General features: G+C 67.9%; 18 protein-coding genes and 1 pseudogene. 11 read left to right on the top strand and 8 right to left on the bottom strand.

What is annotated here, in order from left to right:
• Together ABE571_RS17870 and ABE571_RS17865 are read left to right on the top strand one after the other, a co-directional pair.
• Positions 1–122: pseudogene (locus ABE571_RS17870) on the top strand (transaldolase); the annotation flags it as partial.
• A 128-nt stretch (positions 123–250) separates the two neighbouring features.
• The gene (locus ABE571_RS17865) at positions 251–613 is read left to right on the top strand and encodes a glycine zipper 2TM domain-containing protein (protein ID WP_102789149.1); all 363 of its coding nucleotides are present in this window, start codon (positions 251–253) and stop codon (positions 611–613) included.
• Positions 614–713: 100 nt separating this feature from the next.
• On the opposite strand, the gene fabR is transcribed toward ABE571_RS17865, so the two are convergent.
• Entirely contained in the window at positions 714–1,376 is a 663-nt protein-coding gene (gene fabR / locus ABE571_RS17860; RefSeq protein ID WP_026069985.1) for an HTH-type transcriptional repressor FabR, read from the bottom strand.
• A 93-nt stretch (positions 1,377–1,469) separates the two neighbouring features.
• On the opposite strand from fabR, the gene ABE571_RS17855 reads away from it, so the two are divergent.
• Together ABE571_RS17855 and ABE571_RS17850 are read left to right on the top strand one after the other, a co-directional pair.
• Complete coding sequence (locus tag ABE571_RS17855; protein ID WP_313217652.1) at positions 1,470–2,543, top strand: ferredoxin reductase; 1,074 nt, start codon at positions 1,470–1,472, stop codon at positions 2,541–2,543.
• Positions 2,544–2,545: 2 nt separating this feature from the next.
• Positions 2,546–3,679, top strand: a complete 1,134-nt coding sequence (locus ABE571_RS17850) for an acyl-CoA desaturase (RefSeq protein WP_313213059.1) — start codon at positions 2,546–2,548, stop codon at positions 3,677–3,679.
• Between the two features lie 6 nt (positions 3,680–3,685).
• Here ABE571_RS17850 and ABE571_RS17845 read toward each other — a convergent pair whose 3' ends face one another.
• The 3 genes from ABE571_RS17845 to ABE571_RS17835 form a co-directional block, all read right to left on the bottom strand.
• On the bottom strand, positions 3,686–5,860 hold the full coding sequence (locus ABE571_RS17845; protein WP_313213057.1) for a TonB-dependent receptor: 2,175 nt from the start codon (positions 5,858–5,860) through the stop codon (positions 3,686–3,688).
• A 113-nt stretch (positions 5,861–5,973) separates the two neighbouring features.
• Positions 5,974–7,473 (bottom strand): M23/M56 family metallopeptidase, encoded by a 1,500-nt coding sequence (locus tag ABE571_RS17840; RefSeq protein WP_346494327.1) that lies wholly within the window; start codon positions 7,471–7,473, stop codon positions 5,974–5,976.
• Positions 7,470–7,856 carry a BlaI/MecI/CopY family transcriptional regulator gene (locus ABE571_RS17835; RefSeq protein WP_346494325.1) on the bottom strand — a complete coding sequence of 129 codons (387 nt, stop codon included), beginning with the start codon at positions 7,854–7,856 and terminating at the stop codon, positions 7,470–7,472. Before ABE571_RS17835 ends, ABE571_RS17840 begins: the two co-directional genes overlap by 4 nt.
• Before the next feature lie 219 nt (positions 7,857–8,075).
• On the opposite strand from ABE571_RS17835, the gene ABE571_RS17830 reads away from it, so the two are divergent.
• The 4 genes from ABE571_RS17830 to ABE571_RS17815 all read left to right on the top strand — a co-directional run bounded on the left by ABE571_RS17830 (position 8,076) and on the right by ABE571_RS17815 (position 13,819).
• The gene (locus ABE571_RS17830; protein ID WP_346466570.1) at positions 8,076–10,049 is read left to right on the top strand and encodes an oleate hydratase; all 1,974 of its coding nucleotides are present in this window, start codon (positions 8,076–8,078) and stop codon (positions 10,047–10,049) included.
• Positions 10,050–10,162: 113 nt separating this feature from the next.
• Positions 10,163–10,765: an ECF-type sigma factor gene (locus ABE571_RS17825; protein ID WP_313213033.1), complete on the top strand. Its 603-nt coding sequence runs from the start codon at positions 10,163–10,165 to the stop codon at positions 10,763–10,765.
• Positions 10,762–13,464, top strand: coding sequence for a tetratricopeptide repeat protein (locus ABE571_RS17820; protein WP_346494323.1), 2,703 nt, complete (start codon positions 10,762–10,764; stop codon positions 13,462–13,464). Before ABE571_RS17825 ends, ABE571_RS17820 begins: the two co-directional genes overlap by 4 nt.
• 61 nt (positions 13,465–13,525) lie before the next feature.
• Positions 13,526–13,819 carry a hypothetical protein gene (locus ABE571_RS17815; RefSeq protein WP_346464387.1) on the top strand — a complete coding sequence of 98 codons (294 nt, stop codon included), beginning with the start codon at positions 13,526–13,528 and terminating at the stop codon, positions 13,817–13,819.
• Between the two features lie 33 nt (positions 13,820–13,852).
• Here the strand turns inward: ABE571_RS17815 and ABE571_RS17810 are convergent, their stop codons facing one another.
• Together ABE571_RS17810 and ABE571_RS17805 are read right to left on the bottom strand one after the other, a co-directional pair.
• Positions 13,853–14,986: a metallophosphoesterase gene (locus ABE571_RS17810; protein WP_346466572.1), complete on the bottom strand. Its 1,134-nt coding sequence runs from the start codon at positions 14,984–14,986 to the stop codon at positions 13,853–13,855.
• Between the two features lie 130 nt (positions 14,987–15,116).
• Positions 15,117–16,541, bottom strand: coding sequence for a diguanylate cyclase (locus ABE571_RS17805; protein WP_313217666.1), 1,425 nt, complete (start codon positions 16,539–16,541; stop codon positions 15,117–15,119).
• Between the two features lie 143 nt (positions 16,542–16,684).
• On the opposite strand from ABE571_RS17805, the gene ABE571_RS17800 reads away from it, so the two are divergent.
• The 3 genes from ABE571_RS17800 (at position 16,685) to ABE571_RS17790 (ending at position 20,852) form a co-directional block, all read left to right on the top strand.
• A complete protein-coding gene (locus tag ABE571_RS17800) occupies positions 16,685–17,701 on the top strand; it encodes a cation diffusion facilitator family transporter (RefSeq protein ID WP_346481904.1) in 1,017 nt (338 codons plus the stop codon).
• 86 nt (positions 17,702–17,787) lie between these two features.
• Positions 17,788–18,537, top strand: a complete 750-nt coding sequence (gpmA, locus tag ABE571_RS17795) for a 2,3-diphosphoglycerate-dependent phosphoglycerate mutase (RefSeq protein WP_313217670.1) — start codon at positions 17,788–17,790, stop codon at positions 18,535–18,537.
• A gap of 221 nt (positions 18,538–18,758) precedes the next feature.
• Positions 18,759–20,852, top strand: coding sequence for a M13 family metallopeptidase (locus ABE571_RS17790; RefSeq protein ID WP_313212864.1), 2,094 nt, complete (start codon positions 18,759–18,761; stop codon positions 20,850–20,852).
• Between the two features lie 86 nt (positions 20,853–20,938).
• Here the strand turns inward: ABE571_RS17790 and ABE571_RS17785 are convergent, their stop codons facing one another.
• Both ABE571_RS17785 and mfd read right to left on the bottom strand, forming a co-directional pair.
• Complete coding sequence (locus ABE571_RS17785; RefSeq protein ID WP_259260099.1) at positions 20,939–21,520, bottom strand: HD domain-containing phosphohydrolase; 582 nt, start codon at positions 21,518–21,520, stop codon at positions 20,939–20,941.
• Between the two features lie 114 nt (positions 21,521–21,634).
• The gene (mfd, locus tag ABE571_RS17780) at positions 21,635–25,102 is read right to left on the bottom strand and encodes a transcription-repair coupling factor (protein WP_346494321.1); all 3,468 of its coding nucleotides are present in this window, start codon (positions 25,100–25,102) and stop codon (positions 21,635–21,637) included.
• Between the last annotated feature and the right edge of the window lie 186 nt (positions 25,103–25,288).

Here is a 25,288-nt window from a genome sequence, read left to right as displayed (position 1 = left end):
CGGCGCGCTTTGCGGCGGATCTGGCGGCCGACCCGATGGCGACGGAGAAGCTGGCCAGCGGCATCGATGCGTTCGCCAAGGATCTGGAGGCGTTGCGGCAGACGATCCGCGCGCGGCTGTAAGCGCGCATGGCTGGATGGCTGCGGCCTGAACGCCGCCGCTGGCGTTGACGTGGCGTGGACGCAACTTCACCCGGGCTTGCCGCCGGCAGGCAGACACTCGGGCCATGTTCCATAAACAGGGATCGACCATGAAGACGAGCTTCCGCGTGTTGTGCCTGGGCAGTCTGCTCGCCGTATCGGCCGTTGCCGGCGCCCAGACCTATGGCCCCAAGGACGAGGGACGCCGCTTCAACGACGGCAGCAAGGTGGTGTGCCACAACGTCGAGGTCCAGCGTAATTCCAAGGATCCCAACCGCATCACCGGCACCGCGACCGGCGCGGTCGTGGGTGGTCTGCTGGGCAACCAGGTGGGTGGCGGCAACGGCAAGAAGCTGGCGACGGTTGCCGGTGCCGTGGCCGGTGGTGCCGCAGGCCGCCAGATCCAGGGCAACCAGCAGTCCAAGAATGGTGATCGCGTGGTTGAGCGTCGCTGCGAACGTCAGTACCGCTGATCAAGCGCCGCCCACTGCGCTGCAGCTGCGGCGTGCAACAGGATCAAAAATGATGGCCCGGTGGGTCGTCATTTTTTTTGTGCGAGGCCCGCAGGCCGGATCAGCGCAGCGGCGGACTGCCTGCCAACGTGCGTGCCCCGGTGATGATCATCCGCAGCATCTGGGTCAGCTGCTCGATCAGTTCCGGATCCTTCTCCGGCGGCAGGTCAACCGCCGTCGCACCCATCGCAAACACCAGCCGGGTAATCGCCTTGGAGGCCAGGGCCGGTTCATGCAGCCGCGCGCCGTCGGCGGCCGCCAGGCGGATCAGGTCGACCCGCAGTTCGTCTTCGAAGTAATTCAGTTCGCGATCCACCGCATGCTTGAACGCATCCGAGCCGGCCGTGCCTTCGCGCAGCAGGACATGGAGCAGGCGGTCATCGGCGCGCAGCTGCTCCATGAAGGTCTCCACCGACAGGCGGATCACGCTGCGGTCGGAGGAGGCGGCGCGCTGGCGCGCCTCGCCGATGATCGTGCGCAGCGAGCGCCCGGCCAGGTCGATCAGGGCCACGGTCAGCTCGTCCATGTCGCGGAACTGCCGGTAGAACGAGTTCGGGGCGATCCCGGCTTCACGCGCGACCTCGCGCAGGCTCAACGTGGAGACGCTGCGGTGCGGGCCGATCAGGGCCAATGCCGCGGCCAGCAGATCCTCGCGGGAGATGGAGGCTTTGCGCGCGGGATGGGCGTCGTCGGAGGCGGGCAGGGGCAGGTCTGGGGAGGTCATCAGGGGCAGCGGGGTCAAGTCCCTGAATCATAGCCCGTCCCGGCAATATACAACTGTATACACAGTCGTATGCTCGGCCGTATAGTGCGAAGCATGAGCACCGTCCCGCGCATTGCCGCCCGCCGTCACGCCGCCAGCCCCCGCCGCTGGGTCCCCGAAGCGCTGTTCGACTTCTGGGGCACCCGTCTGCACCCGCTGTGGACGCTGCGCCGCCCCTTGGCCCGGCTGCTGTCGCGCACCGCCGAGAGCGCGGATGCGGTCACCCTGGTGCTGAAGCCCAACCGCCATTTCCGTGGTCTGCTGCCGGGCCAGCACGTCACCCTCGGCGTCGAAGTCGATGGCCGCCGCCTGTCGCGCAGTTACAGCCCGACCGTGCTGGCCGACGGTCGCTTGGCGATCACCGTCAAGGCCATCGCCGGCGGTGCCGTCAGCCAGCATCTGGCCCATGCCGCGGCGATCGGTGAGGTCTTTGAGCTGGGCCAGGCGTTCGGTGAAATGACCTTGCCCAAGGCCTCTGGCGCGCGGCTGTTGCTGCTGGCCGCTGGCAGCGGCATCACCCCGATGCGCGCGCTGCTGCGTCAACTCGATGGTGCCGGCATGCCGGGCCAGGTGGACCTGGTGTACTGGGCACGTCGGCGTGAGGAAGTCTGTTTCGCCGAAGAGCTGGCCGCGCTGGCGGCGCGCCATCCCTCGTTCACGCTGCACATCGCGCTGACCCGCGACCCGGCGGCACCGGCGTCGCGTGTGGATGCATTCGCCTTCGCGACGCTGGGCGATCTGAGCACCGCCCGCACTCTGGTGTGCGGCCCGGGTGGCTTCGTCGATGCAGCGCAGGCGCGGCTGCAGGGCCAGGTCGCGTCGCTGCAGTCCGAGGCGTTCACACCGCCAGTGCTGCCGGATGCCGAAGAGGGCACGGTGCAGGTCGAACTGCGCCGCAGCGGCCGCACGCTTGCCCTGCCACGCGGCACGTCGCTGCTGCAGGCGCTGGAAGCCGAAGGGCTGCGCCCGGCCAGCGGCTGCCGCATGGGCATCTGCAATACCTGTGTCTGCGGGAAGGTGTCCGGCGTCACCCGCCACACCCTGACCGGCGAGCACGCGGCCGAACCGGCCACGCAAGTAAAGCTGTGCGTGAACAGCGCCAGCACCGACCTGATCCTGGAGCTGTGACCATGTCTTCCGTGCACAACCGCGCGCTGTCCCCGGCCGAACTGCAGGCCTTCGGCGCTGAACTCGATGCACTGCGCGCGCGCCAGCTGGCCACGCTCGGTGCGCGCGATGCGCGTTACATCCGCCGCGTCGTGGCCGCCGTCCGCTGGACCGGCGTGGCCGGCCGCGCGTTGCTGTTCCTCGGTGCCTTCGTGCACAGCGTGCTGATCCCGGCGTGGATTGCCGGCGTGGTGATGCTGGCGCTGTCCAAGATCCTGGAAAACATGGAGCTGGCGCACAACGTCATCCATGGCCAGTACGACTGGATGGGGGATCCGCAGCTGCAGGGCAGCACCTACGAGTGGGATATCGTCGGCACCGCCGACGCCTGGCGCAAGACCCACAACTTCCGCCACCACACCTACACCAATGTGCGCGGGTTGGACGACGATATCGGTTACGGGCTGCTGCGCATTTTCCCCGAGCAGCGCTGGCGCCCGTTCTACCTGATGCAGCCGGTGGTCGCGGTGGTGTTCGCGCTGCTGTTCGAATGGGGCATCGCGATCCAGGACCTGCGCCTGGGCCGCGTGTTTGCCGGCAAAATGACGCTCAAGCAGCTGGGCAGGCAGTTCCGCCCGGTCGGCCGCAAGATGGGCAAGCAGATGTTCAAGGACTACCTGCTGTTCCCGGCGCTGGCCGGCCCCTTCTTCCTGCCGGTGCTGCTGGGCAACGTGGTCGCCAACCTCATCCGCAACGTGTGGACCTACGTGATCATCTTCTGCGGCCACTTCACCGCCGAGGCCGAAACCTTCCCGAAGGAATGCGTGCGTGATGAGACCCGTGGCCACTGGTACCTGCGCCAGCTGCGCGGCTCATCCAACCTGACCGGCGGCAAGCTGATGAACGTCATGTCGGGCAACCTCAGCCACCAGATCGAGCATCACTTCTACCCCGACATCCCGGCCAACCGCTACGCGGCGATCGCGGTCGAAGTGAAGGACATCTGCGCGCGCTACGGCCAGCACTACAACACCGGTTCGCTGCCGCGGCAGTTCGGCCAGGTGATGTGGCGGATCGTGCGCCATGCCTTCCCGAGCAAGCCGGGCCGCGCGCGTGCGCTGCCGGCGGTAGGTGAGGCCAGCCGCCAGCCGGGCTGAGCCGGGCTAGAGCGGCAGTTCCAGCTGCAGGCGCAGCAGCGGGGATGCCCTGCGCTGGCGCCGCAGCTGCTCGGTACCGTCTTCGCTGACCCGCTCCTGCCCCGTGTGCAGCGCCCGGTGCAGCGCGTTGTTGAGGCTCAGCCGCAGCTTGCTGCCTGCGCGCAGCGACCACAGCGAGTACAGGTCCAACTCGCGCCCGTACGCACTGATCTCGAACTGGCCGGGGCTGACCTGCACCGTGCCACCGGTGCGGTAGGTGTAACTGCCGCCGACCGTCCAGCCGGTGCGGATCTCGTAATCCGCGCCCAAGGTGCCGCTGAAGCGCACCTGCTCATCAAGCCGGTTGTCCGGACCGGGCACATCATCCACGCGCGAATCGTTGGCGGTCGCATTGAAACGCACCGCCACGGCCGGCGCGCCTGCGATCAGCTGCGGCAGACGGAATGCCGTATCCATCTCCAGCCCCCAGGTCATCGCAGTGCCGCCGTTGACCGGCGTGGCCACCCAGCGACCGTCCTGCAGATGTGTTTCGGTGCGGATCACCTCACTGATCCGGCGCGCATAACCGCCGATGCTGAGCTGCGCGCCGTCCTTGCCGTAGGTTTCGTAGGACAGGTCCACGCCGGTCGCCAGTTCGGGCCGCAGCGCCGGGTTGCCGCGTTCGTCGGGGTTGAGCGGGCGGTTGTTGGTGGAGGTGTACGGGCGCGGGATCAGCGAAGCCAGCGTAGGCGAGCGATAGGTCCGGGTCAGCGCGACGCGCAGCTGGTCGCCCCGGGTGCCGGGCATTTTCCAGAGTGACTGCAACACCGGTGAGAGCACCTGGTCACGGCGCTGAATGCCGCTGAAGCTGCTGCCGTCACTGCGGGTATCGATCTGTTCCCAGCGTGCGCCGGCATAGAGGGACCAGCGCTCGCTCAGCGAGATGTCATCCTGCACGTACAGCGCCAGGCGACGGATGCGCGCGTCGAAAGCCAGGTCGCTGATCGCCACCACGCCGCCCTCGTGGACAGGCAACAGCTGCTGCACGCGTGTTTCATCGCGGCGATCCTCGCTGCCCTCCCAGCCGAGCTGCAGCGCATGCCGCCCGCGGGCGGGCAGCGTGTACTTGCCACTGCTGTTCAGATCGCCCACGGTCAACCGCGCGTCGGTGTGGTCCTCCAGGTTCTGTCGCCCATCCGCTGCCTGGCCCTGTTCGCGATAGGCGTAGCGCTCGCGGTTGCCGCCCAGGCGCAGCTTGGTGGTGAACGTGCCGCCCCGTTCGAACGCCCGCGTCCACGTCATGCTGCCATTGGCCTGCGCCACGTCGATACGCGTGCGTTGTTGATAGCGGGTGGTCTGTAGTGGGGCGCCGAGCGTGGTGGCCCAGTCGATGTCGGTGATGCGGTTGAACCGGCTCGCATCGGCGAAGCCCTGCAGCGCGAAGATATCGCCGTTCTCCAGCGTCGCTTCGAGGCTGGGGGCCAGTGAGAGCACATCGCGGTTTCCGCTGGCGCGCAGGGAGGTGTCACGCAGGGTGGTCGGTGTTCCCTGCCGATTCCATGCACGCTCGGTACCGGTTTCCTCGACCAGGAACTCGCGGCGCGATGCGGTCGCCGTGATCGCGCTGCTGCGGTGGTCGGCGCGCCGGTTGCGCTGCCAGCTGACCGAGGGCGTGTTCCGGCCGTTGCTGTTGCCCCAGGCCACCGACAGCTGCCCGCTGTCCTTTCGCGCGCCTGCGGCCAGCACGATGTTGATCGAGCCGGCGATCGCTTCGGCGCGCTGGTCGGCGGTGGGTGCGCGGATGATCTCCACGCGCTCGACCATCTCCGGCGTGAGCGAGTCCAGGTCGAACCCGGCGGGCGCTTTCTGGCCGTTGAGCAGGATCTGGGTATAGCCCGCACCCAACCCCCGCAATGACAGCGTGCCGCTGCGGCCGGGCGCACCCGTGCCGACGGTAATGCCGGGCAGGCGTTTGAGCGCGTCCACCAGACCGATGTCGCCGTACTGGCGCAGCGCTTCAGCGTCGACCACGATCCGGGTGGCGGTGTCCTCGCGGCGTGCGTCGTACACGGTGCCCTGCACCTGCACGGTCTCCAGTTCGGTGGGCGGCGGCGCCTGCTTTGCGGGCAGTGACTGTCCAGCGCTGGAGAACGCGGCACACAGCGGGGTCAGGGCAAGTACGATGCGGAACGTCGGTGACATGGGGCGGTCCGTGCAGGAGGGCAGGGGGCATTTCGCGGGGCAACACGCGCCCCTCCTGTGGCCAGGAAAACGAAATGCAGCAGTGGGGTGGGGATGTGGAGCGGGTTAGCCGGTCATGGCAGGTGCGCCTGCGGATCGACGCGCTCACCGTTGCGGAGCATCTCCAGATGCAGGTGCGGTCCGGTCACGCGCCCGGTGCTGCCGACCCGTGCGATCTGCTCGCCGGCGTGGACCTGCTGGCCGACCACCACATCGGCGCCCTGCAGGTGCGCGTACAACGTCTGCCAGCCCTGACCGTGGTCGATGACCACCACCGTGCCGTACTGCGGACCGTCGGGGTAGGCGGTGGTTGCCGCCACGATGCGGCCGTCTGCCGGCGCGAGGACCGGCGTGCCCGGGCGCGCGCCGAAATCGGTGCCGCGATGCGGTCGCTGGCGGATGCTGCCGGTATCGCCGAAATGTCCGGTGATCCTCGGTGCGGCCAGCGGTGCCTGGAACTGCACCTCGATGGGGGCCTCGCTCAACGGCGGCAGCGGCAGTGCCGCCTCCGTCGCCGAGATCTCGTTTGGGGTGCCAGTGACGGCGGGGCCCGGCACGGGGCGCGCGGCACTGGCCTGCATGACCAGCAACAGGGCGCCGATCAGCAGTGCGCTGCCCAGCAGCAGCGCGCGTCGCGATCCCGACAGCGGCCGCGCGGCATCGCCATGCAGCATGTGCCGGATGCGGATTTCATGCCCGGCCAGATCGCGGTGGGTCAGGGCGGTGGTGGGTGCGTGAGCCGCTGCGGAAAGGCGCAGCGTGCGCACATACGCCGTGGCGAAGTCACGCCCGCCCTGTGCATCCCCCGCGAGGGCCTGCGCATCACATCGCAGCTCGGCCGCCAGCTGCACGCGTGCGGTGAGGCGGCGCAGGAACGGGTTGAACCACAGCAGGGCGTTGAGTATCGCCATCAGGCCGGCGCGCTGCGGATCGCGGCGCGTCAGGTGCGCCGCCTCATGGCCCAGGATCAGGTTCAGTGCACGATCCTCCAGCTGCTCCACGGCCGAGAGGGGCAGCACGATCAACGGGCGCGGCCAGCGCACCGCGAACGGACTCACCGGCAGCGCGCTGACCCGGCAGACGATGCCGGCCGAGCGCAGCCGCTGCGCCGACGCACGGCTGCGCGGGCCCGGCCAGGCCTCCGCTGCGATCGGCAGGGTCGCCCGGCACAGCCGGCCGGTCGCCCGCGTGCCAACCAGCACGCGCAGCAATGCGATACCCAGGCCGGTGACATAGAGCGCGGCCAGCCACGTGGTAGTGGCCACCCCCGCCCAAGGGGAACTCACCAGGCGCCCTTCCGCCGCACCGGCAGCCCCGAGGTCCAGCGCGACCGGCAGCGGCATCATCAGTGCCGGTGGCAACGAGATGAGCGGTGCGGGGGCCCACAGCGCCATACCCACCGACAGCAGGACCGGCGTCACCGCCAGCAACCACACCCCCATCCAATAGCCATATGCGGCGTGGGAGAGACCCAGACGGCGGTGGACACGTTGCCCGGCAGACCAGGCCACCCAGCCGCCCGCCAGGGCGCCAACGGCATGCACGCCCCAGAAGCCCAGCGTCAGCCCACTCATGCCGGATCGTCCTTGGCGGGAGCACGCAGCAGCGCATCGAGCTGCTGCAGTTCCTGTTCGCTGAGCAGGCGGCTGTCGGCGAAGGCCTGCGCCGGCAATGCGCCATCGATCTCGAGCACCCGGCGCGCGAAGTCCGTGCTGAGTGCGGCCAGTGTGGCCACCTTGCCGATCTTGGCGCGGTACATGTTCAGCCCGTGCTCGACGGTTTCTTCCACCAGCCCTTTGTCGACCATGCGTTCGAGCGTCTTGCGGGTGGACGAGTAGGACCAGTCCAGCGCCGCGGCGGCGCCGTTGTGGACTTCGCGCGCACTGCAGGCGCCCTGGCGCCACAGCGCTTTGAGCAGTTCCAGTTCGGCATTGGAAGGGGTAGGCAGCGCAGACATGGCAATCCCGGTGTGGCGAGGTGTCGCAAGTGTGCGACACGTGTCGCATGGAATGCAACAGGGGTGTCATTGATGCGGATCAATGCCGTCACAGGTGGCGTGCGTACCATCCAGATGTGCAGCGCGGTGCCGGGAGGGGGCCGTGCGGTAAGGAAACCGTGCTGCCAGGCACCGGGCAACCGGTGCCTCCTGTAGGTCCATCGAAAAAGGAGTGGTGATATGGCTGTCGAGCAACAGGGCGTGCACCGGGCACCGGTGATCGATAAAGAACCCGATGCCACGGGGGCCTACTGGTCCAACCGGCCCGAGAACACACTGCCGCCGCCGGACATGATGGGTGCCTACATGCGCAATCGCCCGGTCGCACCGGCCGGCGTGGCGAACCGCAAGGCGTGGATCATCGGCACCGGTATTGCCGGCCTGGCCGCGGCGTTCTATCTGATCCGCGATGGCGGCATGCCGGCGGCGAACATCACCCTGATCGACAGCCTGGACATCGAAGGCGGTTCGCTCGATGGGGCCGGCGACCCCGAGCAGGGCTACCTGGTTCGCGGCGGCCGCGAGATGAACTGGAACTACGACAATTTCTGGGACATGTTCCAGGACGTGCCGGCACTGGAACTGCCCGCCGGCTACAGCGTGCTGGACGAGTACCGGGCGGTGAACGACAACGACCCGAACTACTCCAAGGCCCGGCTGATGCATCAGCAGGGGAAGATCCAGGACTTCGCCACGTTCGGGCTGAGCAAGCCGCAGCAGTGGGAACTGGTCAAGCTGCTGCTCAAGCGCAAGGAAGACCTCGACGATGTGACCATCGAGGACTACTTCAGCGAAGGCTTCCTGCAGAGTAATTTCTGGTTCTTCTGGCGCTCGATGTTCGCCTTCGAGAACTGGCAGAGCCTGCTGGAAATGAAGCTGTACATGCACCGTTTCCTGGATGCCATCGACGGCTTGAACGACATGTCCGCGCTGGTGTTCCCGAAATACAACCAGTACGAGAGTTTCGTCAAACCGCTGGTGAAGATGCTGCGCGACCAGGGGGTGCAGGTCACCTTCGGTACCCGCGTGTACGATCTGGACATGCGCGTGACAGGCGATACCCGCACCGTCACCGGGCTGCGCTGCCGTGTGGCGGGCAACGATACGCTGCTGCCGGTGGCCGAGGGCGACCTGGTGTTCGCGCTGACCGGCTCGATGACCGAGGGCACCGTCTATGGCGACATGGACACGGTGCCGGTGCTGCAGCGTCCGCGCGAAACACCGGGGCAGGACAGTGACTGGGCACTGTGGCGCAACCTCGCTGCACAGTCGCCGATCTTCGGCAAACCGGAGAAATTCCACGGTGACATCAACCGCTCGATGTGGGAGTCGGCCACGCTGACCTGCCGCCCCTCGCCACTGGTGGACAAGATCAGGGAACTCTCGGTCAACGACCCGTACTCGGGCAGGACCGTGACCGGCGGCGTGATCACCTTCACCGACTCCACCTGGGTGCTGAGCTTCACCGTCAACCGCCAGCCGCACTTCGTCGACCAGCCCAAGGATGTGCTGGTGGTGTGGGTGTATGCGCTGCTGATGGACCAGAACGGCAACCACGTGGCCAAGCCGATGCCAGCCTGTACCGGCCGCGAGATCCTGGCCGAGCTGAGCTACCACCTGGGCATCGTCGATCAGCTTGATGAGATCGTCGCCAACACCAAGGTGCGCACCGCGCTGATGCCCTACATCACGGCGCAGTTCATGCCACGCGCGGCCGGCGACCGCCCGCACGTCGTGCCCGGGGGCTGCACCAACCTTGGCCTGTTGGGGCAGTTCGTGGAGACCCACAACGATGTGGTGTTCACCATGGAAAGTTCGGTGCGCACCGCCCGCGTGGCGGTGTATACGCTGCTGGACCTGCCCAAGCAGGTGCCGGACCTGAGCCCGACCCAGTACGACATCCGCAACCTGATCAAGGCGGCGCGTGCGCTCAACAACAACGCACCCTTCCCGGGCGAGCGACTGCTGCGGCGGGTGCTCGACAAGACCTACTTCGCGCACATCCTGCCGCCGCTGCCGGATACCGAACACAGCCGTACCGGCTTCATGGAAGAGGAGGTGTCCTGGCTGGTCGGCAAGGGCGGCAGCGCGTTGAAGGATCTCTCCACGCGGCTGGAAACGCTGCGCGAGAACCTGGCCAAGCGCGGGAAGTAGCCCGGTTGTGGTGCCGCGGTGATGGAGATCGCCTCGGCACCGCCGCCCCATGGGGATGGGGATCGGCGATACTGCAGGCTGATCGCCTGCTGTGATGCACGGACCCGCCCCACATGTCTTTTGACGCGACACCTCCAGCGGCCGAGCGCCAGGATGTCACCCGTTTGCTGCGCCGCTGGAGCGAGCAGCAGGACATCGCCGCCCGCGATCAACTGCTGGCGCTGCTGTATGCGCAGCTGCGTAGCATGGCCGTGGCGCGGCTGGGCACCCCCCAGGATGGCGTGCTGCAGCCGACCGTGCTCGTGCACGAGGCCCTGATGCGGATGATCGGTGGGGAGATCGGTTACCGCGATCGCGTGCATTTCCTTTCATTGGCGGCGCTGAAGATGCGCAGCGTGCTGGTGGACCACGCACGCGCGATGGCGGCTTCCAAGCGGGGCGGAGGTGCGATCAACCTGACCCTGTCGTATGCCGACCTGGAAGCCAGCCCTGATCACGATGCCTTCGAAGTGCTGGCCCTGAACCGCGCGCTGGAGGAACTGGCCGCCCTGGATGAGCGCGCCGCACGCACGGTGGAATGGATGTACTTCGGTGGCATGAGCCGCGAAGAGATTGCCCTGGCGCTGGATGTGTCGGTGCCCACGGTCGATCGCGATCTGCGGTTTGCCAAGGCGTGGTTGAACCGGCATCTGGCTGGGCCGGCCACGCGCGCATGACCGGCCCAGACCGCTGGCAGACGGTGCGCGGGCTGTTCGACGCGGTCTGCGATCTGCCCGAGGCGCGCTGGCGCCCGGCGCTGGGTGAGCTGTGCGATGACCCGGCCGCGATCGACGAAACGCTGCAGCTGCTGCGCGCGCAGACCGCCGACCTGGGCCGGGTCGAGCACGCGCTCGCCGCCGTGATGGCCGCGATGGATGATCCGGCCACGCTGGTCGGGCAGCGGCTTGGCCCGTGGCGCCTGAGCCGGTTGCTGGCCGTCGGCGGGATGGGGGTGGTGTTCCTGGCCGAGCGCGCCGATGCGTTGTACCGGCGCGAAGTGGCGATCAAGCTGATCCGCCGCGCCTACGACCCGGTACTGGCCACGCGGCTGGCCAGTGAAAGCCAGATCCTGGCCGACCTGCAGCACCCGCATATCGCCCGGCTGTATGACGTGGGCGTGGCCGAGGGCGGTCAGCCCTACCTGGTGATGGAATACGTACAGGGTGAACCGCTGGACGACGCCTGTCGCACCCTGGCGCTGGATCTGGCCGCACGCCTGCGCCTGTTCGTGCAGATCTGCGGCGCGGTCCAGGCCGCACATTCCCAATCCGTGGTGCACTGCGACCTCAAGCCCGGCAACGTACTGGTCCGCCCCGACGGCCAGCCGGTCCTGCTGGATTTCGGCATCGCGCATCTGCTCGGTGACGCCAACGATGCCGCGGCCTTCCTCACCCCGGCCTATGCCAGCCCCGAGCGCCTGGCAGGGCGCCCGGCCAGTGTGGTGGGCGATGTCTACAGTCTGGGCGTGATGCTGGAGGCGCTGCTGCAGGCCACGCCGCCGCCGGCGCGCGGCGTGCCCGCCGACCTGCTGGCGGTCGCGGCCAAGGCCGCTGCCGCGGATCCGGCCGAACGTTATGCCTCTGCCGACGCACTGGCCGAGGATATTGAACGGTATCTGGCACACCGCCCGGTGCGCGCGCGTCGGCCCAGCCGCTGGCATCGTGCGCGCCTGCTGCTGCGGCGGCAATGGCGCGCCAGTGTGATCGTCGCGCTGGTGGCGGTGATGGTGCTGGCCTTCGTGCTGCGCTTGAGCGAGGCGCGTCGGCAGGCCGAGCAGAATGCGGTGGCTGCCGCCGGCATCGCCGATGTACTGGTGGCCGCCTTCGATGCGGCCGATCCGGGGCTGCGCCACGGCACGCCGATGACCGCGCGTGAGGTGCTCGATCTGGGCGCACGCCGGCTTGAGCAGGACCGCACCGTGTCGCCCGCGCTGCGCGCGCGGATGCAGGCTGCATTGGGGCGCGCCTACCAGAACCTGGGTCAACCGCAGGATGCGCAGGCCCTGCTGCGGGACAGCGTGGAGGGGCTGGTGCACACGCGCGCCGCGCCGCATGAGATCGCCGACGCCCGCGCCAGTCTGGCGGTGCAGCTGCTCAGCGCCGGGCGTGAGAAGGAGGCGCTGGGCAGTGCAGAGGACGCGTTGGGCCTGCTTGAGCAGGACGATGCCCCGGCGGTGCGGGTGAAGGCCTTGAACGCCCGGGGCCTGGCCCAGGCGCAGCTGGAGCAGCCGGCGGCGGCGGAACACTCCTTCCGCTCCGCGCTGGCGTTGAGCCGGCGGGGAAACGGTGCACCGCTTCAGCGCGGCGGCCTGGCGGCGATGGCCAACCTCGGCGATCTGTACCGGAGCCAGGGCGAGCTGGACAAGGCCGAAGCGATCCTGCGCGAGGGTCTGGCAGAGGCATCGCGGGAGCATGGTGTCCAGGGGGCCGAGTACCAGCGGGTCCTGCGCGCGCTGTCCTCGACGCTGCTCAACCAGGGCCGTATCGATGAAGCGCTGGCGCTGGCCGAGCGCAGCTTCGCGCTGACCCGGCAGATGTTCGGCGCAGGCAGCAGCTACACCGCCTCGGCCGAAGCCGCGCTGGCCGGACAGTATCTCGATCTTGGCCGCTACCAGGCGGCCGATCAGCACTTCCGCAACAGCCTGCAGACCAGCGCCGCGGTGGATGGCGTGGACAGCCGCGCCTACGCGGTCAAACAGTATGCCCATGGCCTGATGGAGGAAGCCCGCGGCGACTATGTGCAGGCCGAGCAGAACTACCGCGCTGCGCTGGCGCGCTATCGGGCGCTGCTCGGGCCTGAGCATGCCGACACACTCGACGTGGACATGGTGCTGGCCCGGTTGCTGCTGCGTACCGGCCGCACGGCCGAGGCGCAGGCACCGCTGCAGCAGGTGGCCGCCCTGTGGCGGCGCGAACTCCCGCCCGAGTCGCCGCAGCTGCTGGTGTTGCGCCTGGTCGAGATTGAATGGCTGATCCGGGACGGACAGCATGCCGAGGCCGCCCGGGCCCTGGCCGCGTTCGGCCAGGCCCACCCGAGCCTGCCCCCGTGGCTGGGGCTGCGCCTGCAGATGCAGCAGGCGCTGCTTGCCCAGCGCCGTGGCGATCCCGCGGCAGTGCCGCTGTCGGCCCAGCTGGTGGAGACATTCGCTGGTTTCTACGGGGCGGATTCCACGGCCACCGCCAAGTGGCGTATCCCGCTGGCGGAGGCATTGTTCGCCAACGGCGATGGCGCTGGCGCCCGCGCCCAGATCGCCCGGGCCCAGCCGCACCTGCAGGAACTGGCGCCGACGTCGGAATTTCTGAGTCGCATCAAGGGGTTGGAGCAGCGCATGGCGGATCACGACGCGGGTCTGTCCCGGGGGGCGATAGTTTTGTGATGGTTTTCTCGGTTTATCGATCAGGAGGCCGATTCCGGGCCTCGTTGATCGAAGGAACGCCATGTCAAACCCTCTCCATCCAGATGCCACCCGCGCTGCAGCGCATCCGCCAGCCGCCTCCGCCGAGGCCATGGACCCACCTGAGGCGATGGAAGCACGTGAGGCCGAACTGGATACCACGCAGGCCCGCGGCCCGTTCCGTGCCTTCCGGAAGGCCTACCGCAAAGCGCGTGACTGGCATTGCTCCCGCGGGCGCGCCGCGGTGGTCGCGCTGCGCTTTGCCCTGACCGGCGACAGCGGCCGCTTCCGCAGTCACGGCGGCTGGATGGTCTCGCGCATCTACAAGCCACGGTGAGCTGCGGCGGGTTGACCGGCGGGAACGGTCAGGTCAGTCGCTTTCGCCGAGCCGGCCTTCGGCCAGCGGCACCCGCGAGCCATCCAGGAGGCCGCGGCTGAGCGCGCCGTTCTCGATGAACAGCAGCTCGCCGTTTTCACCGTTCTTGATGCTGCTGTCGATGGCGATGATGCGGTCGCCATGGAAGCTGCTGACATGCGGCATCGAGGTGTGGCCGACCACGATGCGGGCGAGGTCGAGCTGTTTGAGCAGCGTCTCGACCTGGGCGGTATCCATGCGTCCATCGAAGTAGCCGCGGTACCAGATCGGGCTGGTCTTGCCATCGAACAGGCGGGCAGTATCCGGTGCGGCCTTGACCTGCTCCTTGGGCAGCCCGACTGCGGCCTGGTAGCCGGCGTTGGTGGTCGCCATGTTGCGCACCAGGTCCAGGTTCTCCGGTGCGATGCCGCCGTGCAGGAACAGGGTGTCCCCGACGCGCAGCAGCACCGGACGGGTGCGCAGCCACTGGCCGATCGTCGAATCCGGACCGTACAGTGCGGGGTAGGAACGGCCGAGCAGCTGCGCGGTCTTGAGGTACTTCGGGTTGACGTAGCGCAGGTCGTTGTAGAGGACCATCGTCTCGTGGTTGCCGAGCACGAAGTGCACCGCACCGCCGGCTGCCGCGGCCTGTTGCTGCAGGCTGTAAAGCAGCCAGAATGCTTCGGTGACCTGCGGACCGCGGTCGAACACATCGCCCGCCACCACCAGCGTGGCGTCGCCCAGCGACCAGCGGTCTTCGCTGTCGATCACGTGGTGGGCGCGCAGCAGCGTCACGAGCAGACCGTACTGGCCGTGGATGTCCGACAGCGCGACGATCCGCGGCGTGGCCGGGAACCGGGCGATCTCCGCCGTGCGCGGCGGCAGCACGGTCAGCGGGTGCGGATAGCCGCACTCGGGGGCGACCACGGTGGCTTCGCCGCGTGCCGGCAGCTCGCGGCGGATCACGTGGTCCTTGCACACCCAGGCCGCTTCCAGCCCTTTGGCGGTACGGAACACGTACGGTCCATCGGCATCCACATGCTCGGCCGGCGTCGCCACCTCGCGTGCCGTGGCCAGCAGCGGTGTCATCAGCAGCGCTGACTGGAGCAGCAGCAGGGCAGGGCGGGTCAGGGCGCGGCGGATCGACATCGGGGGATTCCTGTGGCGGACGGCAATGCCGCGATGCTACGCCGCACGGGGCGCGCGGGGCATGCGCCATTGGTCAGCCATGCGTGCCGCAACGGGCGGATGGGCCGGCGCTGCCGTCGGTCACACAGGGTCACCCGCGCTGCAGCGCCTTTCGCCCGGGCGCATCGGGCAGGTCATCGCTGGCCAGCACCACCCGGTCGCGGCCGCGCTTCTTGGCCTGGTACATCGCCGCATCGGCGCGCGCCATCAGCCGCTCGTAGTCGGGATGGCCATCATGCGCGGCCACGCCGATGCTGGTGGTCAGCGATAGGCTCTGGCCACTGCCCAGTTGCACCGGGCTCTGCGCGATGTGCTTGCGCAGGTTCTCGGCGATCACCTCGGCCTGGGCGGCGGTGGCGGCCACCAGCACCACCACGAATTCCTCACCGCCATAACGGAACAGGTAGTCGCTGCCGCGGGTGAGCTGGCCGAGCAGGGCGGCCACGTGCTGCAGGGCGCGGTCGCCGCCGTCATGGCCGTGCGCATCGTTGATCGCCTTGAAATGGTCCAGATCCAGCAGCAACACCGAGAACGGCGTCTGCGTGGAATTGGCCAGTTCGATTTCCCGGCGCAGCACGGTCGGCAGGAAGCGACGGTTGAGCAGGTTGGTCAGTGCATCGCTGCCGGCATCGAGCTCGCCGATCCGTTCGAACAACATGCCCATCAGTGTGCGGATCTGCGCCAGCCGCTCGCGGATGCCCTGCAATGCCCCGAAGCGCGCCGCGAAATCGGCATGCGCCAGCGCTTCCTGCAACTGCGTATCGACCGCAGCGACCAGTGCACCGACCTGGCCGGTCTCGCTGCTTTCGCCGAAACTCGGGATGCCCTTGTGGGTGAACCACAGGCCGAACTCCGATTGCGCCAGCCCGGTGAGCTCGGCCTCGGCATTCTGGCTCGCCATCGCATAGAGCAGTGCGTTTTCCCAATCCAGCAGCAGGGCGCGTTGGCGTTCGCGCTCGGTGCTGACGTTCTGCACCAGCGAGAACAGGCGATACGCCGCATCGGTGCGCGAAGAGCGCTCGCGTGCATGCGTGTAGGCCAGCGTCATGCCTTCCAGGGCGATATCCATCGAAGCGCTGAGGCAGTGGATCGCCGCAAACGCCGTCGTGCTTTCGTCGGCCTGCGCGATGATGCGGTCGAACAGGCGGTGCTTGAGCACGCGCGCGCCGCGCGCCACCAGATCCACCGGAATCCCCACGCGCGCATGCACGTCGCCGATCACGCGCTGCGCGGCGACCAGCGCGTTGATGCTGTCCGGCGTGGCGGTGAGGATCTGCTGCAGCCACCGCTGCATCGCCGGTTTCAGGCGCAGCCGCACCTGGTCGTGCGAGAGGAACCGGCTCGCGCGCGGGTCTTCGAGCAGCACATCGTAGAAGTGGTGGGCCAGCCCGGGCGGGCTCTCGGCCGACAGGCTCGCCAGCAGTGTCGCCGCCGCGGCCGGCGTCTGCGCCAGTGTCTGTGCCCAGGCCAGCGCCAGCGGTTGGCTGGCCTCATCAAGATTTGGAACGTTATGCACGATTGTCTTCCCGCCACACAGGCCGTCGAGAGGTAGCGGCCGGACGCTGTTGTTATTGAATGGCAAACTGAACGCTGCGGTAAGTGTAATAGTCTCCGCGCGAGGCGCTGCTTAACCTGCCGGCATTGTCCAGGAGAGCTTTCATGGGTCACGACCACGACCATCTGCCCAGCGAGATCCGCCACGAAAAACCGCTGTGGTGGGCGCTGGGGCTGACCACCACCTTCCTGCTGGTGGAGGTGGCCGGCGCGTTCTGGACCAACAGCCTGGCACTGTTGTCCGATGCCGCGCACATGGCCACCGATACCCTCGCGCTGATGATCGCACTGGTTGCGGTCCGGCTCAGCCGGCGCCCGCCCGATGCCAAGCGCACCTACGGCTACGCGCGGCTGGAGGCTCTGGGCGCGATGATCAACGGCGGCATGCTGTTCGTGGTCGCCGGTTACATTCTCTGGGAAGCGGTGCAGCGCTTCCGCGCGCCGCAGGAGATCGCCTCCACCGGCATGCTGGTGATCGCGGTGTTCGGGCTGGTGATCAATCTCATCTCGATGCGGCTGCTGCGCGCCGGCAGCGGCGAGAGCCTCAACGTCAAAGGCGCGTACCTGGAAGTCTGGGCGGACATGCTCGGCTCGGTCGCGGTGATCCTCGGCGCGTTGCTGATCCGCTGGACGGGCTGGAAGCCGATCGATCCGATCCTGGCCGTGCTGATCGGCCTGTGGGTGCTGCCGCGCACCTGGGTGTTGATGCGCGAGGCGATCAACGTGCTGCTGGAGGGCGTGCCCAAGGGCATGGATGTCGCGGCGGTACGCGGCACCCTGTGCGCACACGATGGCGTGGTGGACGTACATGACCTGCACGTATGGGCGCTGGCTTCCAGCACACCCGCACTGACCGCGCACGTGGTGATGGGCACCGGCGTGGATGCGGACCGCCTGCGTCGCGAACTGGGCACCCGGTTGCACGAGCAGTACGGCATCGACCATGTGACCCTGCAGATCGAGGCCGACCACTGCGGCGATCCCTGCAGCGTCGGCAGCCCCCGCGACCGGCACGCCGATGACCATGCCGGGCACGACCACGCCGCTCACGCGCACGGCAGCCACGACAGCCGCCGCCCTGCACCGGACGCGCAGGGCCACCACGGGCATCCGCATCCCTGAGGGTCAGGGGCGGGCCGCGGCGGACGGGCAGGGCAGGGTTGCCGCTACAATGCGGGTCTGCCTTGCCATCTGTCGGAGATACTGCAGTGACCCGGAAACTCGTACTGTTGCGCCACGGCCAGAGCCAGTGGAACCTGGACAACCGCTTCACCGGCTGGGTGGACGTGGAACTGACCGAACAGGGCCGCCGCGAGGCCGCCGCCGCCGGCCGCCTGATGCGTGAAGAAGGGCTGCAGTTCGATGTCGCGCACACCTCGGTGCTCAAGCGCGCCATCCACACCCTGCAGGGTGCCCTGGCCGAACTGGACCAGGACTGGCTGCCGGTCAGCAAGAGCTGGCGCTTGAACGAGCGTCATTACGGCGGCCTGCAGGGCCTGGACAAAGCCGAGACCGCCGCCAGGCACGGCGAGGACCAGGTCAAGATCTGGCGCCGTTCCTACGACATCCCGCCGCCGGCGATGGACATCGAGGACCCGGGCCACCCGATCCACGACCGTCGTTATGCCGGCCTGGACCGCAACGCGCTGCCGGGCACCGAATCGCTGGCCACCACGCTGGACCGCGTGCTGCCGTACTGGTTCGATGCGATCGCCCCCCAGCTCAAGGACGGCAAGACCGTACTGGTCACCGCCCACGGCAACTCGCTGCGCGCGCTGTACAAGTACCTCAACAACGTCTCGCAGGACGCCATCCTGGAGCTCAACATCCCGACCGGCATCCCGTTGCTGTTCGAGCTCAACGACGACCTGACCGTGCAGTCGTTCCGCTACCTGGGTGACCCGGAAGCGGCACGCAAGGCCGCTGAGGCCGTGGCCAACCAGGGCAAGGCGAAATAACAACGAAAGGCCGGCGCAAGCCGGCCTTTTCTTTACCCCCGCGGGTAGGGCCACCCCATGGGTGGCTGCATGCAATGCACGGTTCACGCGGCCACCCATGGGGTGGCTCTACCGGCGCGCGATGGTGTGACCTTTGGCCGGTCCGCCCCGGCGCCTCCCGCGCTACGCTGCCCGATTGCCCGTGATCCGGGTGATGCATCCATCTGTAGCCGGAGAGTCGAATGAAGTTTTCCAAGCTGGTCCCGCTGGGCCTGACCGCCGCCATCGCCGTGTCGCTGGCCTCCTGCGGCAAGACCGATACCGCGCCTGCCGCCACCGCCGATGCCAAGCCGGCGTTTGATCAGTCGCAGATCAAGACCGCGCTGATCTCGCTCAACACTGCCGATCTGGACACCGCCATCGCCGCCTGTACCGACCTCAACGGGTTCGTGAACAGCAAGTGGCTCAAGGCCAACCCTGTCCCGAACGACCAGACCACCTGGGGCAGCTTCGAAATACTGCGCGAGCGCTCGCTGGAAGTGCAGCACGCGCTGGTCCAGCAGGCTGCCGCCAGCCAGGCCAAGGCCGGCACGGTGGAAGCCAAGATCGGTGACATCTGGAAGACCGGTTCGGACGAAGCCAAGATCGAGGCCGCCGGCATCACCCCGCTGCAGCCGCAGCTGGACAAGATCGCCGCGCTGAACGATACCGCCGCCATTACCCAGTACCTGCGCGACAGCCAGGCGGTGGGCCAGGGCGTGCTGTTCTCGCTGTTCGCCAATGCCGATTACAAGGATTCGGCCAACGTCATCGCCTATGTCGGCCAGGGCGGCCTCGGCCTGCCGGAGAAGGGCTACTACTTCGACGATTCGCAGGCCAAGATCCGCGACGCCTACGTCGCCTACATCGCGCAGGTGCTGACCCTCTCCGGCGTGGACGCCGAGCAGGCCAAGACCCAGGCCAAGGCCGTGATGGACTTCGAAACGCGTCTGGCCAAGGCCTCGATGTCGCGCATCGAAATGCGTGACCCGGCCAAGCGTTACAACCCGGTCAGCGCGGCTGACGCGGACAAGCTGACCCCGAACTTCAGCTGGACCGCATTGTTCGAGACCCTGAAGGTGCCGGCCGCGCAGAAGTTCTCGATGGCCCAGCCGGGCTTCTTCGGCGAAGTGGACAAGATGCTGGCCGACGTGCCGGCCGCCACCTGGCAGGCCTACCTGCGCTTCCACACCATCGATGACGCCTCGCCGTACCTGAGCAGCGCCTTCGAAAAGGCCAACTTCGATTTCTACAGCACCACGCTGCGTGGTCAGAAGGAAATGCAGCCGCGCTGGAAGCGCGTGCTGGAGTCGGTCAACGGCGCCATCGGCGAAGGCCTGGGCCAGATGTATGTCGATGCCGTGTTCCCGGCCGACTCCAAGGTGCAGATGCAGCACCTGGTGGAGAACCTCTCGGTGGCGCTGAAGGCGCGCCTGGAGAAGCTGGAGTGGATGAGCGAAGACACCCGCAAGAAGGCACTGGAAAAGTGGGCCAGCTTCACCCCGAAGATCGGCTACCCGGACAAGTGGCGTGACTGGTCGGGCCTGGAAACCAACGGTGACAGCTACCTGGGCAACATGCAGGCCGCGCGCACGTTCAACTACCGCTTCATGCTCAACAAGATCGGCAAGCCGGTCGACAAGACCGAATGGGGCATGACCCCGCAGACCGTCAACGCCTACTACAACGCCACCAAGAACGAGATCGTGTTCCCGGCGGCGATCCTGCAGGCGCCGTTCTTCGACGCCAAGGCCGATCCGGCGCTGAACTACGGCGGTATCGGTGCGGTCATCGGCCACGAGATGATGCACGGCTACGACGACTCGGGCAGCCAGTTCGCCGCCAACGGCAACTTCGACAACTGGTGGACCGACAGCGACCGTGCCGCCTTCACTCAGCGTACCGACCAGCTGGTCGCGCAGTTCGACGGCTATGAGTCGCTGCCGGGCGTGAACGTGAAGGGCAAGCTGACCCTGGGCGAGAACATCGGCGACCTGGGTGGCCTGACCGTGGCGTACGACGCGCTGCAGATGGCGTTGAAGGAAGACCCGAAGGCCAACGTAGCGGTCGACGGCCACACGCAGGACCAGCGCTTCTTCATGAACTGGGCCACCGTGTGGCGCCGCAACTTCAATGAGGGCGAGCTGCGCGTGCGTCTGAACACCGACCCGCACGCCCCGGCGAATTTCCGTGCCAACGGCGCGCCGTCGAACATGCCGGCGTACGCGCAGGCGTTCGAGTGCAAGGCCGGCGATGCAATGGTGCGGGCCGACGACAAGCGCGTTGTGATCTGGTGATCGCACGCGGTTGAGTGAGACATGAAAAACCCGGCGAAAGCCGGGTTTTTCTTTTCCAGCACGCTCGCGGCAAACCCAGGCCGAGACTAGGTAGTGGCGGCCATCATCCGGGTGAACAGGCCGAACACCTCCGGGTCGACCAGCCCCCCCTGCTGCTCGGCGAGGATGCCCATCGCCTTGGCATGCGGCATCGGGCCGCGGTACGGGCGGGTGGTGGTCATGGCGTCGTAGCCATCGACGATGGTCAGCACGCGTGCGCCCAGGGGAATGTCGCTGCCTTTCAGGCCATCCGGGTAACCACTGCCATCGAACGCCTCGTGATGGCTGCGGATCAACCGCGCCACCTCGGCGGCGTCACTGCGCCCGGTGGTGGCGAAGATGCGCTCACCACGTTCGGGGTGGGTGCGCATGATCGCGCGCTGTGCGTCATCCAGGCGCGCGGGATACAGCAGCACGTTGTCCGGAATGCCGATCTTGCCGATGTCATGGAAGCGGGCGGCCAGTGCCAGATGCGCACGCTGCGTGTCGTCCAGATCGCACAGGCGGCCCAGCTGATCGCCGAGCAGGCCGACCCGGTCGCAGTGGAAACGGGTGTACTGGTCGCGCATCTGCAACGACATCGATAGCGCGTCGATGGAGCAGACCTGCGAAGGGGCGTCGTCGAACATGGGGGCGGTCACGTGGGGTCGGATGGCCGGCCGTCAGTGCCGGGGTCGGGCAGGCCGCCACGTGGCGCCTGCCCAGTGAACGATAGCGCCTGGCGACCGACGCCAGGCGTGAAATCAGTGCGGGGAGAGGGTCAGCAACAGGGCCTTGGCGGCGCTGAAGCGGTCTTCCGGCAGCGGCAACGGGTGCTTGATGCGCAGCTTGTCCGGCCCGTCCATCGTGTACAGCTTGGGCTGCTTCTGGATCAGCTGGATCACCGCCATCGGGTCGATCTCCGGCTTGGGATTGAACACGATGCGGCCGCCGTTCTCGCCCAGTTCCAGCTTGCGGATGCCCAGCACGTTGGCCTGCAGCTTGAGTTCGGCGATCGCGAACAGATGCTTGGCCGGGTCCGGCAGCAGGCCGAAGCGGTCGATCATCTCCACCTGCAGTTCGCGCAGCTCAGCACTGTCACGCGCTGAGCTGATGCGCTTGTACAGGGTCAGGCGGGTATGCACGTCGGGCAGGTAGTCATCCGGGATCAAGGCCGGCACATGCAGTTCGACCTCGGCACCGCGCGCTTCTTCGCCCGCATCCAGGTCTGGCAGCTTGCCCAGGCGGATGCTGCGCACCGCGCGTTCCAGCAGCTCGGTGTACAGGCTGAAGCCGACCTCGGCCATCTGGCCGCTCTGGTCCTCGCCGAGCAGCTCGCCGGCACCGCGGATTTCCAGATCGTGGGTGGCCAGGGTGAAGCCGGCACCAAGTTCGTCCATCGAGGCGATCGCCTCCAGGCGCTTCTCGGCATCGGGCGTCATCGCGCGCTTGTCCGGCACCACCAGGTAGGCGTACGCCCGGTGGTGCGAGCGACCCACGCGGCCACGCAGCTGGTGCAGCTGGGCCAGGCCGAAGCGGTCGGCGCGGTTGATGATGATGGTATTGGCGTTGGGAATGTCGATGCCCGATTCGATGATCGTGGTCGACAGCAGCACGTTGAAGCGCTGCTTCTGGAAGTCCAGCATCACCCGCTCCAGCTCGCGCTCGGGCATCTGCCCATGGGCGATGCCGATGCGTGCTTCGGGCACCAGCTCGGCCAGCTCGCGCTGCATGCGGCCGATACTCTCAACGTCGTTGTGCAGGAAGTACAGCTGGCCACCACGGGCCAGTTCGCGCTGGAAGGCTTCGCGCAGCAGCGCGTTGTCCCAAGCGGTGATGAACGTCTTGACCGCCAGCCGGTTCGGCGGCGGGGTTGCGATGATCGACAGATCCCGCAGCCCGGCCATGGCCATGTTGAGCGTGCGGGGAATCGGCGTGGCGGTCAGCGTCAGCAGATGCACGTTGGCGCGCATCGCTTTGAGCGCTTCCTTCTGGCGCACACCGAAGCGCTGCTCTTCATCCACCACGACCAGACCGAGGTCCTTGAACTTCACGTCCGGCTGCAGCAGGCGATGGGTACCGATGATGACGTCGATGGTGCCGGCGGCGACCTTCTCCAGTTCGGCCTTGATCTCTTTGGTGGATTTGAAGCGCGACAGCACCTCCACCTTGAGCGGCCAATCGGCGAAGCGATCGCGGAAATTGCGGTAATGCTGTTCGGCCAGCAGGGTGGTCGGCACCAGCACGGCGACCTGCTTGCCGGCGCTGGCGGCGGCGAATGCGGCGCGCACGGCGACCTCGGTCTTGCCGAAGCCGACGTCGCCGCAGACCACGCGGTCCATCGGCTGGCTGCTGGCCAGATCGCGCAGCGTCGCGTCGATCGCGGCCAGCTGATCCGGTGTTTCCTCGAACGGGAAGCCGGCCGCGAACGGCTCGTACATCGCGCGGTCCACGTGCAGCGCCAGGCCGGCACGGGCACGCCGACGCGCCTGGATTTCCAGCAGTTCGGCGGCGACGTCGCGGACCTTTTCGGCGGCCTTGCGCTTGGCCTTGGTCCACTGCTCGCCACCGAGCGAATGCAGCGGCGCGGTTTCCGGCGAGGCACCGGAATAGCGGCTGATCAGGTGCAGCTGGGCGACCGGCACATACAGGCGGTCGCCCTTGGCGTACTCGATTTCCAGGAACTCGCCGGGCATGCCACCGGCATCGAGCACGATCAGGCCGCGGTAGCGGCCGACACCGTGGTCTTCATGCACGATCGGCGAGCCTTCGCTGAGCTCGCCGAGGTCGCGGATGATCGCTTCGGGCTCGCGCCCTGCCCGGCGGCTGCGGCGCTGCTGGCCGGCGCGTTCGGGAAACAGCTGACGTTCGGTCAGCACCGCGATCGGCGGGCTTTCCAGCGCGAAACCGTCTTCCAGCGGCGCCACGGTGATGCCGAAGCGCACGCTGTCGTCGGCCAGGAAGCCGGGCAGATCGGCGACCACCGGCGGCTTCAGCTCGGCGGCGAGCAGCACTTCCAGCAGGGCTTCGCGGCGGCCGGCGGAATCGGCGGCGATCAACACCCGGCCCGGATAATGACCGATGAAGGATTTCAGTGCCTCGGCAGCCGGGGCATCGCGTGCGGCCACCGGCAGCGGCGGCAGGGGCTGGTCGCCCAGCGGCTGTGCATCGCCGATGCGGTCGTGATCCAGCGGCCAGACTTCGACGCGGGCCAGGCCGTTGAGCGTGGCGCGCAGTTGCTCGGGGCTGGCATACAGCTCTTCCGGCGCCAGCAGCGGGCGCTCGACATCGTGGCGGCGCTGCTCGTAGCGGTTCTGCGTCTGCGCCCAGAAGGCGGCCGCAGCATCGAACACATTCGGCGCCAGCACCGGCAGCACGTTGGGCTGCAGGTAATCGAGCAAGGTTGCGGTCTTGTCGAAGAACAGCGGCAGGTAGTACTCGATGCCGGCCGGCGCGATACCGGCCTTGAGATCCTGGTACAGCGCGCTGCGCCGGGTATCCACATCGAAGCGCTCGCGCAGCGTGTTGAGCACCCGCGAGACGCTGAGATCATCCAGCGGTACTTCACGGCCGGGCAGCATGTGCACCGCCTCGACCTTGTCCAGCGAGCGCTGCGACTCCGGATCGAAGGCGCGGATCGAATCGATGTCTTCATCGAGCAGTTCCACCCGCAGCGGCGCCTCGGCCCCCATCGGGTAGACATCGAGCAGGCCGCCACGCACGGCGAAATCACCCGGGTCCATCACCTGCGGCACGTTGCGGTAGCCGGCCGATTCCAGGCGGCGCTTTTCCGCGTCCAGATCCAGGCGCTGGCCGACCGTCAGGTCGAAGCTGCCGCCGATGACGTACTTGAGCGGTGCCAACTGCTGCAGCAGCGTCTGCACCGGCACCACCACGATGCCGCGCTTGAGCGCAGGCAGGGCGTGCAGCGCAGCCAGGCGCTGGGAAATGATGTCCGGGTGCGGGCTGAAGGCGTCGTAGGGCAGGGTTTCCCAATCCGGGAAGGCCACGATCGGCACGTCGCCGGCAGTGCCGAGCAGGGTGTGCAGATCGGCTTCGATCTGGTTCGCGCCATGGTTGTCGCGCGCGACCACCAGCAACGGCCCGTCGCGCGACTGCGCCGCGCGGGCGATGTACCACGCCAGCGCCGTGGCCGAAGCGGGGGCGCGCCACCAGGCGCGGAGCTGTCCAGGACGTGGCAGCGGCGGAACGGGATAGGAGGTGCGTGACATGAACCGTCGATTTTAGCAGACCGCAGCGTGGCGGCCGTGTCATCCGGCGGCGGCAAGCGTACGGCCGATCCACGTTACCGGTAGTGCCGGCCGCTGGGCGGGACCACGCGGTGGGGGTGGTGGGGGCGGGCCGGCCCCGGCCGGGGGAGGCGAAATGGGGGCGGGATGACGCCCCCCCCGCCGCAG

Source organism: Stenotrophomonas sp. TWI273 (genome assembly GCF_039674765.1).
GTDB lineage: Bacteria > Pseudomonadota > Gammaproteobacteria > Xanthomonadales > Xanthomonadaceae > Stenotrophomonas.
This window is presented reverse-complemented; position numbering and strand designations above follow the sequence as displayed.